At 67.2% G+C, this 13,081-nt stretch carries 13 protein-coding genes; 8 read left to right on the forward strand and 5 right to left on the reverse strand.

The window, feature by feature from the left end; all coding sequences use genetic code 11:
* Positions 1-28: 28 nt before the first annotated feature.
* Positions 29-295 (reverse strand): DUF6356 family protein, encoded by a 267-nt coding sequence (locus tag AAC050_RS06675; RefSeq protein ID WP_339914292.1) that lies wholly within the window; start codon positions 293-295, stop codon positions 29-31.
* Positions 296-435: 140 nt separating this feature from the next.
* On the opposite strand from AAC050_RS06675, the gene AAC050_RS06680 reads away from it, so the two are divergent.
* The 3 genes from AAC050_RS06680 (at position 436) to AAC050_RS06690 (ending at position 3,786) form a co-directional block, all read left to right on the forward strand.
* A complete protein-coding gene (locus tag AAC050_RS06680; protein WP_339914293.1) occupies positions 436-1,626 on the forward strand; it encodes an acyl-CoA dehydrogenase in 1,191 nt (396 codons plus the stop codon).
* A gap of 70 nt (positions 1,627-1,696) precedes the next feature.
* The gene (locus AAC050_RS06685; RefSeq protein WP_339914294.1) at positions 1,697-3,109 is read left to right on the forward strand and encodes a trypsin-like peptidase domain-containing protein; all 1,413 of its coding nucleotides are present in this window, start codon (positions 1,697-1,699) and stop codon (positions 3,107-3,109) included.
* Positions 3,110-3,441: 332 nt separating this feature from the next.
* On the forward strand, positions 3,442-3,786 hold the full coding sequence (locus tag AAC050_RS06690) for a DUF2794 domain-containing protein (RefSeq protein WP_339914295.1): 345 nt from the start codon (positions 3,442-3,444) through the stop codon (positions 3,784-3,786).
* 83 nt (positions 3,787-3,869) lie between these two features.
* Here AAC050_RS06690 and AAC050_RS06695 read toward each other — a convergent pair whose 3' ends face one another.
* The gene (locus tag AAC050_RS06695) at positions 3,870-4,619 is read right to left on the reverse strand and encodes a Bax inhibitor-1/YccA family protein (protein WP_339914296.1); all 750 of its coding nucleotides are present in this window, start codon (positions 4,617-4,619) and stop codon (positions 3,870-3,872) included.
* Positions 4,620-4,745: 126 nt separating this feature from the next.
* On the opposite strand from AAC050_RS06695, the gene thpR reads away from it, so the two are divergent.
* The gene (gene thpR, locus AAC050_RS06700) at positions 4,746-5,285 is read left to right on the forward strand and encodes an RNA 2',3'-cyclic phosphodiesterase (RefSeq protein ID WP_339914422.1); all 540 of its coding nucleotides are present in this window, start codon (positions 4,746-4,748) and stop codon (positions 5,283-5,285) included.
* Complete coding sequence (locus tag AAC050_RS06705; RefSeq protein WP_339914297.1) at positions 5,282-5,842, forward strand: GNAT family N-acetyltransferase; 561 nt, start codon at positions 5,282-5,284, stop codon at positions 5,840-5,842. Before thpR ends, AAC050_RS06705 begins: the two co-directional genes overlap by 4 nt.
* 35 nt (positions 5,843-5,877) lie before the next feature.
* Here AAC050_RS06705 and AAC050_RS06710 read toward each other — a convergent pair whose 3' ends face one another.
* Both AAC050_RS06710 and AAC050_RS06715 read right to left on the reverse strand, forming a co-directional pair.
* Positions 5,878-6,432 carry an ActR/PrrA/RegA family redox response regulator transcription factor gene (locus tag AAC050_RS06710; protein ID WP_339914298.1) on the reverse strand — a complete coding sequence of 185 codons (555 nt, stop codon included), beginning with the start codon at positions 6,430-6,432 and terminating at the stop codon, positions 5,878-5,880.
* A gap of 18 nt (positions 6,433-6,450) precedes the next feature.
* Positions 6,451-7,956, reverse strand: coding sequence for an ActS/PrrB/RegB family redox-sensitive histidine kinase (locus tag AAC050_RS06715; protein ID WP_339914299.1), 1,506 nt, complete (start codon positions 7,954-7,956; stop codon positions 6,451-6,453).
* 55 nt (positions 7,957-8,011) lie between these two features.
* On the opposite strand from AAC050_RS06715, the gene AAC050_RS06720 reads away from it, so the two are divergent.
* From AAC050_RS06720 to AAC050_RS06730, 3 genes are all read left to right on the forward strand, one after another.
* Positions 8,012-8,638, forward strand: a complete 627-nt coding sequence (locus AAC050_RS06720) for an SCO family protein (protein WP_339914300.1) — start codon at positions 8,012-8,014, stop codon at positions 8,636-8,638.
* A gap of 184 nt (positions 8,639-8,822) precedes the next feature.
* Positions 8,823-10,103, forward strand: a complete 1,281-nt coding sequence (phaZ, locus tag AAC050_RS06725; protein ID WP_339914301.1) for a polyhydroxyalkanoate depolymerase — start codon at positions 8,823-8,825, stop codon at positions 10,101-10,103.
* Positions 10,069-10,785, forward strand: coding sequence for a SprT family zinc-dependent metalloprotease (locus AAC050_RS06730; protein WP_339914302.1), 717 nt, complete (start codon positions 10,069-10,071; stop codon positions 10,783-10,785). Before phaZ ends, AAC050_RS06730 begins: the two co-directional genes overlap by 35 nt.
* A 135-nt stretch (positions 10,786-10,920) precedes the next feature.
* On the opposite strand, the gene AAC050_RS06735 is transcribed toward AAC050_RS06730, so the two are convergent.
* On the reverse strand, positions 10,921-13,002 hold the full coding sequence (locus AAC050_RS06735; RefSeq protein ID WP_339914303.1) for a PBP1A family penicillin-binding protein: 2,082 nt from the start codon (positions 13,000-13,002) through the stop codon (positions 10,921-10,923).
* Positions 13,003-13,081 lie beyond the last annotated feature (79 nt).

Raw genomic sequence — 13,081 nt, forward strand, 5'->3', positions numbered from 1 at the left:
CGTCTCCCCGTGCGGGAGAAGGCCGGGATCAGAGCCCCGGGTCCCAGGCCCCGGCCTCGCGCATGCGGCCGTCGCGGGCCTCCTTCGCCCGGCCGTCGACCTCGTCGGCCATGGCGCAGACGGCTTTCGACACCGTGGTCTTGCACAGGCCGGGCACGACCGCGTGCAGGAAGGCCGTTCCGGCCAACCCCAGCAGGCGAAGGCCGAACCGGGCGGCGGCGGCCATATGTTCGAAATAGCCCTCGCCCACCTCGCGCGGGTGGTCGACGAACAGACGCTTCAACGTGCGGATCATACCCCTATCCTAACCCGTGACCGGCGGCCCCTCTACCCGATCCGGTCATTTTGGCCTAAACCGCCGCCAGACCCGGAGAGGTCCGTCATCACTGTGTGACGGTCGTACCGCCTCTCCGCCCCGTTCAGGAAAGACGACCCATGGCCGACGGCACCACCGCTCCGCACAAGACCTTCCGCTGGGACGACCCGCTGGACCTGTCCGGCCGGTTGACCGACGACGAGCGGATGATCCAGGACGCGGCCCGGTCCTATGCCCGCGACCGGTTGCTGCCGCGGGTGGTCAAGGCCTTTGCCGAGGAGACCTTTGACCGGGCGATCATGACCGAGATGGGCGAAATGGGCTTTCTGGGGGCCATGCTGCCGGAACAGTACGGCGGTTCGAACGCCTCGCATGTGGCCTACGGCCTGATCGCGCGCGAGGTCGAGGCGGTCGACAGCGGCTATCGCTCGGCCATGAGCGTGCAGTCGTCGCTGGCCATGTATCCGATCTATGCCTTCGGCACCGAAGAACAGAAAATGCGCTTCCTGCCGAAGATGTCGGCCGGTGAGCTGATCGGCTGTTTCGGCCTGACCGAGGCCGACGGCGGTTCCGACCCCGCGTCGATGAAGACCAAGGCCGTCGCCGTCGAAGGCGGCTACCGGCTGAACGGGGCCAAATACTGGATCACCAACAGCCCGGTCAGCGATCTGGCCATCGTCTGGGCCAAGCTCGACGATGTGATCCGCGGCTTCATCGTCGAACGCGGCATGGACGGCTTCACCACCGACAAGATCGGCGACAAGTTGAGCCTACGCGCCTCGATCACCGGCGACATCGGCCTCAATGACGTGTTCGTGCCCGAGGCCAATATCCTGCCGGGTGTGAAGGGTCTGCGCGGGCCGTTCTCCTGCCTCAACAAGGCCCGTTTCGGCATCGCCTGGGGAGCCATGGGCGCGGCCGAGTTCTGTTTCCACGCGACCCGCGACTATGTCGGCGAGCGCATGCTGTTCGGCCGGCCGCTGTCGTCGCGCCAGCTGGTGCAAAAGAAGCTGGCCGATATGCAGACCGAGATCTTCCTCGGCTTCGAGGGGGCGCTGGCGCTCGGTCGGCTGCTCGACCAGGGGGCCTGGGTGCCTGAGGCCATCTCGATGATGAAGCGCAACAATTGCGGCAAGGCCCTGGCCATCGCCCGCGAGGCCCGCGACATGCACGGCGGGGCCGGCATCACCGGCGAGATGCATGTGATGCGCCACGCGATGAATCTGGAGACGGTCAACACCTATGAAGGGGCCCATGACGTCCACGCCTTGATCCTGGGTCGGGCCATCACCGGACAGAGCGCCTTCTAGGGGCACCCCCTCCAACCATCGTCACGGCGGATTTCTCGCGCTAGGGTCGGCCCCAGAACAAGGGGGGTCGATGATGCGCCGCGCTAATTTCCGAAACGAAAACCTGTCCACGGTCAGCCTGGGCGCGATCCGGATCGGGGCCCTGGCCTCGGTGCTGGCGGTCGCGATGGTCGCGCCGGTGGCGGCCCAGACGCCCTATCCGGGCGGGACCCGGACCGCGCCGGCACCGGCCGTCCGTCATATTCCGTTCGACACCCGCCGCGGGGTGTTCAGCTTTGCCTCGGGGCTTGAGCAATCGCTGCCGGCGGTGGTGCAGGTGACGACCCTGGGCTCGTCCCGGGGGCCGAGCTCGGGCGAAAACGAAGCCCGGCCGGTCGCCACGGGCTCGGGCGTCATCATCGATGCTGCCGCGGGCATCATCGTCACCAACAACCATGTGGTCGAGAACGGCCGGAAATTCACTGTCGACATGGTCGACGGCCGGCTGGTCGATGCCGTTCTGATCGGGGTCGACAAGGCCACTGACCTGGCCGTGCTGAAGATCGACACCACTGGCCTGACCCAGGTGTCCGTGGCCGATTCCGATACCTTGCGCGCCGGCGACCTGGCCTTTGCCGTCGGCTATCCGCTGGGGCTCGACCAGACCCTGACCATGGGGGTGGTGTCGGGTCTGAACCGGTCGGGGCTGGGCGACGCGGTCGAGGACTATATCCAGACCGACGCGGCGGTGAATTCCGGCAATTCGGGCGGGCCGCTGCTGGACAGTCTGGGGCGGTTGATCGGCATCAACACCTCGATCCTGTCGGGCGGTGGTGGTGGCAATGACGGCATCGCCTTCGCCGTGCCCAGCCGCATCATGCTGCATGTGGTCGGTCAGCTGCGTGAGTTCGGCGAAGTCCAGCGCGGCAGCACCGGAGCCATTTTCGGGTCACTCAATGCGGAACGGGCTCATGCCCTGGGGGTGAGCATTGTGCGGGGAGCCGTCGTCGACGACGTCGCCCCCGGCTCACCGGCGGAAGCGGCGGGCCTTCAGCGCAATGACATCATCACCCGCATACAGAGTCGGCCGGTGGCCAATGCCGGGTCGGTCCGGGCGACGATCGGTATCGCCGCCCCCGGTGCCGGACTGACCGTGACCTATCTGCGCGGCGGGCGCGAGCGCACGACCTCGCTCAGCGTCGAACGGCCGGTTGAGGCCCGGGTGATTCTGGGGACCGGTGAAGTCCAGGCGTTCGGGGCCGCCTTCCGGGACCTGCGGGCCGGGGATGGCGTCAGTCAGTCCGGCGTTCTGGTAACGGCCGTGGAAGGGGGGTCGATCGCCGCCGCGCGCCGCCTGATCGCCGGCGATGTGGTCTCGGCGGTCGACGGGACCCGGGTGGCCGATATCCGCACCCTGTCCGACGCGCTCAACGCGGCCGGTGAAACGGTCGAGCTGACGGTGTCGCGGGCCGGTGCCGCCCAGACTGTCGTGCTCGGCGACTGAGTCGGGCTCCGGACAACAAAACGCCCGTCCGGCCGAGGGGGGGAGGGGTGGCCGAACGGGCGCCTCGCTTGGAGGAAGCACCGGCCCGCTGAAGCCCTTGATGGAGAAATCCAGGGGGGCTGGGGGGGCTGTTCAGGTTCCGGAACCGCTCCGAACTTCAACAGGCCGATACGAATGGTTTGGCGGGCCAAACAGGCATGTGCAGGACCGAAAGGGGGCCTTTTCGTGTCGGTTGTGCATCGGGGTGTGGCGTGTTGTCGCTGCCCCGGCTCCGGGCGCGCAAGGCGACCGGGGGCTGGCCTTTCCGCGCGGCCGGTCTAGTCTGAAACGCGATGAGTCTCGACCCCGCCAGCAATGACAGTGGACCGCCCCAGGCGGGGCCGGTCTTCTTCGACCGGCGCGAACTGGATCTGATCCTGCGGGTCTACGGGCGGATGGTCGCCGCGGGTGAATGGCGGGACTATGCGATGGCGGGCCATCGCGAGGTGGCCGAGTTCGCCGCCTTCCGCCGTTCGGGCGACGCCCCGGTCATTCGCATCGAGAAACGCCCGGCCCTGCGCCTGAAACAGGGCCAGTGGGCGGTGATCGGCGAGGGGGGGATGGTGCTGCGGCGTGGCCGCGAACTGGCCCAGGTGTTGCGCATCTTCGACAGCCGGCGCTTCGCCGTCGTCAAATAGCCAGGCCCGAATAGGCAGACCCAAATAGACGGGGCCCCGGCGGTTCCACCGGGGCCCCGTTTCGTCTGTCGCCCGGCGTCGCCCTAGTTGCGGCTGCCGCCCATGAACATCAGCAGGAACTGGAACAGATTGACGAAATTGATGAACAGGCTGAGGGCTCCAAAACCCGTAGCCACGCCCATCGCCGCCTCGTTGCCGCCCAGCTGGTAATAGGTCATCTTCAGTCGCTGGGTGTCATAGGCGATCAGGCCCGAGAAGATCAGCACGCCCAGACCCGAGATGACCAGGGCCATCACGCCGGACTGCAGGAACATGTTGACCACCATGGCGATGACCAGGCCGATCACGCCCATGATCAGGAAGGTGCCCATGCCGGACATGTCCTTCTTGGTCGTGTAGCCGAACAGGCTGAGCCCGCCGAACGCCGCTGCCGTGACGAAGAAGGTCGTGGCGATCGAGGTGCCCGTATAGATCAGGAACAGCACGCCCATGCCCGCGCCGATGGTTGCGACCACGCCCCAGTACAGCAGGTTGACCCCGCCGGCGGTGGGGTTCTTCATGAAGAACATCGAGCCGAACAGCATCACCAGCGGCGAGAATTGCACGACCATGCCCAGCATGGTCAGGCCGATGCGGCCGTCAGCGGCCTGCTGGAACAGCAGGGCCTGGACCTCGGGCACATTGCCGGTGACGTAGGCCAGGGCCCCGGCCACCACCAGGCCGAGGGCCAGCTTGTTGTAGACGCCCAGCATGAAGGCGCGCAGGCCGGAATCCACGGCCATGTCGGCCGTCGCGGGCACCGGTCTTGAAAACCCGTTTCTGAAATCGTTCATCGCGAACTGTCTCCGATCGTGGCCGGGACAATCTCCCGGCGTTGCTGTGAATATCGGGGTCGAAGGCCTGTGGCGCAAGTGAATCCGGTCTTTCGACGGGGCGTGATGATCGCTACCAAAGGACGCATGATCCGCCTGTTCACCGCCCTGCCGATTCCATTCGATGTCGCCGAGACCCTGGCGCGGCGGCAGACCGGCCTGCCGGGCGCGCGCTGGCGGCCGTTCGAGGCCCTGCATGTGACCCTGGCCTTCTATGGTGCCGTCGACGAACGCCGTGCCGATGATCTGGTCGCTGAACTGGGGCGGGCCGCGACCGGCGGGCCGTTCGAGATTGCCCTGGCCGGGGTCGGGACCTTCGGCGACACCCATCGCAGCCAGACCCTGTGGGCCGGGGTCGAGCCGAACGAACGGCTGGCCGTTCTGGCCGGCCGCTGTCGCGCGGCGGCGGAGCGGGCCGGGATCGTTATGGAGAAACGCGTCTACCGGCCTCACGTCACCCTGGCCTATCTGAAGCCGCACGCCGATCCGGACCGGGTCGCGGCCTGGATGGCAGGACACAATCTGCTGCATTCGCCGCCGATCCGCATCGACCGCTTCGGTCTGTGGTCCAGCGTCCTGTCGGACAGTGGCAGCCACTACAATCTCGAACAGGAGTTCCCGCTTTGACCCGCACCGCCCCCGGCCCGACCCTCGAAACAGCCCGACTGATCCTGCGCCCGACGGCGATGGAGGATTTCGACCGCTGGTGCGACTTCATGGGGGATGAGGAGACGGCGCGCTTCATCGGCGGCGTCCAGGCCCCGTCCCAGGTGTGGCGTTCGATGATGGCCATGGCCGGAGCCTGGACCCTGAGCGGTGTGGCGATGTTTTCGGTGATCGAGAAGTCCAGCGGACAGTGGATCGGCCGGATCGGCCCGTGGCAACCGCACGGCTGGCCCGGCACCGAGGTCGGCTGGAGCCTGCATCGCGACGCCGCCGGTCAGGGCTATGCGCTCGAGGCTGCGACAGCGGCGGTCGATTATGCCTTCGACACCCTGGGCTGGAGCGATGTGATCCACTGTATCGCCCCCGACAATGGCCCCTCGATCAAGCTGGCCGAACGGCTGGGCTCTCGTAACCGGGGCCCCGGACGGCTGCCGGCTCCGTTCCAGGACGCGCTCATCGACCTGTGGGGCCAGACCCGGGATGAGTGGCGCGACAACCGCCGGCGCCTCATCGGCTGAGCGGCCGCTGACCCGGACCCAAACGGCCCGTGTGCCTAGCGCGGCGCGCGTTTGGCCAGGATGCGCTGCAGGGTCCGTCGGTGCATGCCGAGGCGACGGGCGGTCTCCGAGACATTGTGGTCGCACAGCTCATAGACGCGCTGGATATGTTCCCAGCGCACCCGGTCGGCGCTCATCGGATTGTCCGGCGGATCGGCGGCCTCTCCGGCGGCCATCAGGGCCTTGACCACATCGTCGGCGTCGGCCGGTTTCTGCAGATAATCGACCGCCCCGGCCTTGACTGCCGCCACCGCCGTGGCGATGGCTCCGTAGCCGGTCAGCATGACGATGCGGGCGTCTTCGCGCCGGTCACGGATGGCTTCGACCACCTTCAGCCCGTTGCCGTCCTCGAGCCGCATGTCCAGCACGGCGAAGGCGGGAACGGCGATCTGCAGCGCCTCGCGCGCCTCGCTCACCGACCCGGCCGTGGTGACGGTGAATCCGCGGCTTTCCAGCGCGCGCCCCAGCCGGGTGCGCAGAGCCTGGTCGTCGTCCAGCAGCAACAGCGTCTTGTCTGGCAAGGCGGCGATCCGGGCTTCGAGGTCGGGCATCAAATTTCTCCTGCCGCTTCAACTTGGCTCTGGCGGGGCTGCGGTCAAGGTTCCGCCGTCAGATTGCTGAACTTCCAGTGAGGGGCGTGCCCAGCGGATCGAGACGCGGGCCCCTTTCGGTTGCCCCTTCTCGCCGTTCCCGGGCCCGACGGTGACCTTGCCGCCGGTACGCTCCAGCAGGGTGCTGGCGATGAAGAAGCCCAGACCCATGCCGCCCTGGCTGGGGGCGATCTCGGGAATCGGCGGCGACTCCTTGCGGCCCTTGCGACCCTTGCGGCCGGGCAGGGCCGGGCGGGCGGCGGCGGCGATCTGGGCCGCGAGGGCCTGACGTGCCTTGCCTTGGGGCCGGCTGGTGACATAGGGCTCGCCCAGACGCGGCAGGATTTCACTGGCGAAGCCGGGGCCGTCGTCCGTTACCTCGATCTCGATCCAGTCGGCCGCGACCGTGGCCAGCACCCACACCCGGCTATTGGCGAAGTCGGCGGCGTTCTCGACCAGGGCCGACAGGCCGTGGATCACTTCGGGCATGCGCCGGACACGCGGCGGCGGTTCACCGGACCGGGTCCGCACCTGGACGTCGAACTCCAGATCGAAGCCGCGATGGGGCTCGGCCACCTCTTCCAGCAGGGCTTCGAGCCCGACGTCGGCATAGAGGGCGTCGCCCTCCTCGGGTTGCTGCGACAGGCGTTTGAGAATGCCGCGACACCGTTCGGCCTGTTGCAGGATCAGCGCCGCGTCCTCGGCCGAGGCTCCGTCCGGCGGTGAGGCCCGCAACAGTTCCCGGGCCACCACCTGAATGGTCGCCAGCGGCGTGCCCAGCTCGTGCGCCGCCGCCGCCGCCAGCCCGCCCAGGGCCGCCAGTCGCTGTTCGCGCTGCAGCACGTCCTGGGTCATGGTCAGGGCCAGCTCCAGTTTTTCCGCGTCTGTCGCCACCCGCCAGGCATAGGCCGCAGTGAAGATCACCCCGGTGGTCAGGGCCAGGCCGGTGCCGAACCGGTACAGTGGCGGCAGGACCATTTCAGTGCCAGCCTGCCACGGCAGCGGCAGGGCCCAGAAGAACAGTCCCACCGTGGCCAGCAGCACCAGCAGGCCCAGCAGCACCGCCTGCCGTGCCGGCAGCGAGGCGGCCGAGACCGTCACCGGGGCGACCAGCAGCAGGCAGAAGGGATTGGTCAGGCCCCCGGTCAGGGCCAGCAGGGCAGTCAGCTGCAGGATGTCGAACCCCAGATGGGTCGCCGTTGTCTGGCCGTCGCTGATCGGAACGTCGGCGCGCCTGAGCCGGGCGGTGGCCCGCAGGTTCATCACCACACTGGCCCCGATTACGGCCAGACAGGCCCACAGCGGCAGGTCGAAATGAAAGCCGGCGCTGGCCACCAGAATGGTCGCGCTCTGGCCGGCGATGGCCATCCAGCGCAGGATCACCAGCGTCCGCAGTGACAGGCCCCGGCTGCGACGCGCATGGTCGCTCCAGGCGACGAAGCGGCCGGGTGTCTGCGACGATGCGGGGTCTTGGGTCGGGGTCACGGCTCTTCTATAGACCGCTCAGGCCCGGCTGTGGGCGATTTCACGAGACCTCTTGATGCCCCGTCGTTCCGTCCTGATCTTCGCTGGAGCCTGTCTCCTGATCGCCGCGGTTCTGGCTGTCACCACGGTGGTCGTGGTCGCGAACCGGGACCGTGAACTCGCGACCTCGCAGGATGTGTCCTTTACCGGCCAACCGTCCGTCGGCGGGCCGTTCAACCTGGTCGACCAGGACGGACGCGCCGTCGATCAGACGATGCTGGACGGCAAATGGAGCCTGGTCTTTTTTGGCTTCACCTGGTGTCCGGATTACTGCCCCACCACCCTTGCGGCGCTGAAGGCGACCCAGGACCGGCTGGGCGACCGTGCCGACGACCTGCAAATCCTGTTCATCAGTGTCGATCCCGAACGCGATACGCCGGCTGTGCTCAAGACCTATCTGTCCAGTGACGGCTTCCCTGAAGGAGTCATCGGCCTGACCGGCACCCCGGCGCAGGTGAAGGCCGCCGCCGACGCCTACAGGGTCTATTTCCAGAAATCCGGTGAGGGCGAGACCTATACGATGAATCACTCCCTGACCGTCTATCTGATGGGCCCCGACGGAAAATTCCGCAGCCCCCTGGGCGGCGACCTCGGCCCCGACCGTTCGGCCGACGTCATCCGCCGGGCCATGGACCGGGGCTGACCCTCGGTCAGGCGCTCAAGTAGCGCGAAGCGCGGTAGCGCCACGAGCCAAGTGCTCAAGCAGCGCGAAGCGCGGTAGCGCACGTGCAAAGCGCGGCAGTGCCCGGAAAAATGATAATCCTTTTGCAGGGCCATGCGTTGTATGGTGCACTGCCGCATCAGTGCGGAGCCGTCCCCAGGATTTCATGCTCTATTCCCTTCACGAGCTCGCCTACCATTCAGCATCGCCGTTCCGGATCGGGGCCCAGATGGCCCGGCAGTTCTGGAACTCCCCGCTCAATCCCGCCTCGGACACGGCCATCGGCCGCACCGCCTTCGCTTCGGCCGAGCTGTTCGAGGGGCTGACGCGGCGCTACGGCAAGCCGGCCTGGGGGCTGGAGACCGTCACGATCAACGACCGCTCGGTGCGCACCACCGAACAGGTGGTCTGGTCCTCGCCCTGGGTGCGGCTGGTTCGATTCGCGCGTCATATCGGGGATCTGAAACGGGCCGGAAAGCCGACGGCGGCACCGGCCGTGCTGATCGTGGCCCCGTTGTCGGGTCACTATGCCACCCTGCTGCGCGGCACGGTCGAGACCTTCCTGCAGGATCACGACGTCTATGTCGCTGACTGGGTCAATGCCCGTCAGGTACCGATGCTGGAAGGTCGCTTCGACTTCTCCGACTATATCGACCACGTGCGCGACATGCTGGCCGTGATCGGCCCGCGCGCCCATGTGGTCGGTGTTTGCCAGCCCGGCCCGCCGGTGCTGGCTGCCTGTGCCCTGATGGCCGAGGACGAGGATCCCAACCGTCCGGCCTCGATGACCTTCATGGGCTCGCCGATCGATGCACGCCTGTCGCCGACCGAAACCAACCAGCTGGCCGAGGCCAAGCCCTTTGCCTGGTTCAAGTCGAACATGATCCATACCGTGCCATGGCCCTATCCGGGCTTCGGACGGCGCGTCTATCCGGGCTTCGTCCAGCTGTTCAGCTTCATGTCGATGAACGAGGAACGCCACATCGACGCTCACCGCCAGTATTTCGAAAATCTGGTCAACGGCGATGGTGACGAGACCACCCGGCACGAGGAATTCTACGACGAATATCTGTCGGTTCTGGACCTGACCGAGGAATTCTATCTGCAGACCATCGACATCGTCTTCCAGCAGCATCTGTTGCCGCGCGGCCTGCTGGAACACCGCGGACGCAAGGTCGACCTGACGAAGATCACCGACATCGGCCTGATGACGGTCGAGGGCGAGAAGGACGACATCTCCGGCGTCGGCCAGACACAGGCGGCGCACGGCCTGACCCCGAACATTCCCGAGGACCGTCGCATTCTCTATGTGCAGCCGGACGTCGGCCACTATGGTGTGTTCAACGGTCGTCGTTTCCGGGACGAGATCTACCCCCGGGTGCGCGACTTCATCACCGCCAACGAGACGCTCTGTGCAGTACCGGAACGGGCAAAGACTGCCGCTTGACGGCGGGGAGGGAACCCTCCGTCTCTCGGTCAATTCCCGGGCCCGCCGCATCTCGATCCGTATCGATGTCCGGGCGGGCGAGGCCGTGGCCGTGGCCCCGAACGAGCGTCGTCTGGCCGAGGCCGTAACCTTTGCCCGCAGCCGCAACGCCTGGATCCTCGAACGGCTGACCGCCCGCCCGGTCGGCACGCCGCTGCAGCCTGGCGGCACCGTCACCCTGTCAGGCCACCCGGTGCGGCTGGTGGCCGGGGGCGGGGCCGGGGCGGCGCGCCTGTCTACGGACGAAACGGGACCGATCATCATTTCCGGCGGCGAGGGCGAGGCCTTTTCCCGCCGCGTCCGGAACCTGCTGAAGCGCGAGGCCCGCCGGGCCCTGGTCGCCCGTACCGACATCCATCTTCAGGCCCTGGGCCAGAAGCCGGTTCAGGTCTCGATCGCTGATGGCCGCTCGCGCTGGGGGTCGTGCAGCCCGCACAACCGCACCATCCGCTATTCCTGGCGGGTGATCATGGCCCCGCCGGCGGTGCTGGACTATCTGGCCGCCCATGAGGTGGCCCATCTGGTCCACGCCAACCACAGCCCGGCCTACTGGGCTGTGGTCCGTGATCTGATCGGTGACCCTTCGTCGCATCGGCGCTGGCTGCGCGACCACGGCGCGAGTCTGCACGCTGTCGGTCGCTAGAGCGAAATCGGTTGAGTTGGGCGCAGTCCAACTCGGCTCAGATTTCGCTCCAGTTTGAATCTGGAGCATTTTTTGGTTTCAGGTCGATTCGACCTGAAACAAAAATGGTCTAGGCCGGCCGGACGTGAAAACGCCCTAGAAGAACAGCGGGTCGGTCTTCTTTTCGGGCGGCAGCGGCTCGGGACGTTGTTCCGGTTGCGGCGCGGTCGGGCGCACCATGGGCAGGGTCGGGGACGGGCGCGCCGGGACCGGCTGGGGCGCGTCGAGGGGCGTTTCGGCGGGAATGGCGGCATCGCCGTACGGGTCGCCGACCGAACTGATCAGATCCTGAACCGGGTTGGGCGGTTGCCAGCCTTCGGGCATGGGTGGGCCGTTGGGAATGGCGGAGGTGTTCAGGCGCGGCAGGGCCGCCGACATGAAGCTCTTCCAGATGGCTGCGGGCGCGGCCCCTCCGGTCACGCCGCGCATGGGACTGTTGTCGTCCTTGCCGACCCAGACGGCTGTGACGAAGCCGCCGGTGTAGCCGACAAACCAGGCATCCCTGTAGTCCGAGGTCGTGCCGGTCTTGCCGGCGATGTCATGCCCGGAAATCGCGGCCGAACGGCCGGTGCCGGAAGTGACCACGCCGCGCAGCATCTGGTTCATATAGTAGAGTGGCGGATTGTTGATGACCTGCAGCGTGCGGCCTTCGCGGGCACCGCGTTGATAGATCACCCGCCCCTGGGGCGTGCGGATGCGGCTGATGCCATAGGCTGTGGCCCGTTTGCCACCGTTGGCGAAGGCGTCGAAGGCCTGGGCCATTTCAAGCGGGGCCACCTCGACGGCCCCGAGCGCCATGGCCGGCTCCAGACCGATCCGTGTGCTGATACCCAGGCGGTGAGCCGCGCGGGCGACATTGTCGCGACCGATCTCGTCGGCGATGCGGGCGGCGATGGTGTTGGTCGACTGGGCCACGGCATTGGCCAGGCTGGTTTCACCGATGAAATTGCCGGAATAGTTGCGCGGCGACCAGTTGCCGATGCGGAGCGGCTCGTCGACGACCCGGCTTTCCGGCATATAGCCGGCCTCGACCGCAGCCAGATAGACGAACGGTTTCCATGCCGACCCGGCCTGGCGACGGGCGTCGACGGCGCGATTGAACTGACTGTCGGCATAGGAGGCCCCGCCGATCATGGCCCGCACCCGTCCGTCGCCGTCCAGGGCCACGAGGGCGGCCTGTTCGACGCCGCGCGAGGCGTCGCGATCGAGAATGCGGCGCACTGAACGCTCGGCCGCGGTCTGCAGCGTCAGGTCCAGGGTGGTCTCGACGATCATGTCCTCGGTCGGCTCGCCGACCAGGCCGCGGATCTGTTTGTCCAGCCAGTCGATGAAATACTGGGCGTGCTGACTGGCCAGGGTCCGCGAAACCCGGACCGGTTCCAGCACGGCGGCGGCGCGTTGCTCGGGGGTGATGACCCCGGCATCGGTCATCTCGTCCAGCACTACGGTGGCGCGGGCGGCGGCGCGTTCGCCTTCGGACACCGGTGAATAGCGTGACGGGGCCTTCAGCAGTCCGGCCAACAGGGCCGCCTCGCCGACGGTCAGATCCTTGGCGCTCTTGTCGAAATAGCGTTGCGAGGCGGATTCGATGCCATAGGCACCGGCTCCGAAATAGACCCGGTTCAGATAGAGGGCGAGAATTTCCTTCTTGCTGAATTTCAGCTCCAGCCAGACGGCCAGCATCAATTCCTGGACCTTGCGCTTCAGGTTCTGGTCCGGGGTCAGGAACAGGTTCTTGGCCAGTTGCTGGGTCAAGGTCGAGCCGCCCTGCACCACCCGGCCGGCGCGCATATTGGCGGCCATGGCCCGTGACATGCCGATCGGGTCGAAGCCCGGGTGCATATAGAAGCGACGGTCCTCGATGGCGATGAAGGCGGCCGGGACATAGTCGGGCAGGGCGTCGAGATCGGCCGGCGGGGCCTGCTGGGTGCCGCGCACCGCGATCAGGGCTCCGTTGCGGTCCAGGTAGGTGATCGAGGGCTGACGATCAATGTCGTACAGGGTCGAGGTGTCCGGCAGGTCGCGCGCGAATACGGCGAAGAACACCACCAGGAAGATGGCCCCCCAGACAGCCAGCACCATGCTCCAGTACAATAGCCGTTGTAGCGGCGTGCGCTGCGCACCGCCGCCGGCGTCGGGACCGAGCCCGAACCATCGCCCAGACCCTGGACCCGCCATATGTACCCTCTCGCCAGCCGTCGTCCGGTCCTAGACCATTCGACCCGTTACGGAAACGCCCCCACGATCATCGACCGTG

Origin of the sequence: uncultured Brevundimonas sp. (genome assembly GCF_963974615.1) — a bacterium.
Classification (GTDB): Bacteria; Pseudomonadota; Alphaproteobacteria; order Caulobacterales; family Caulobacteraceae; genus Brevundimonas.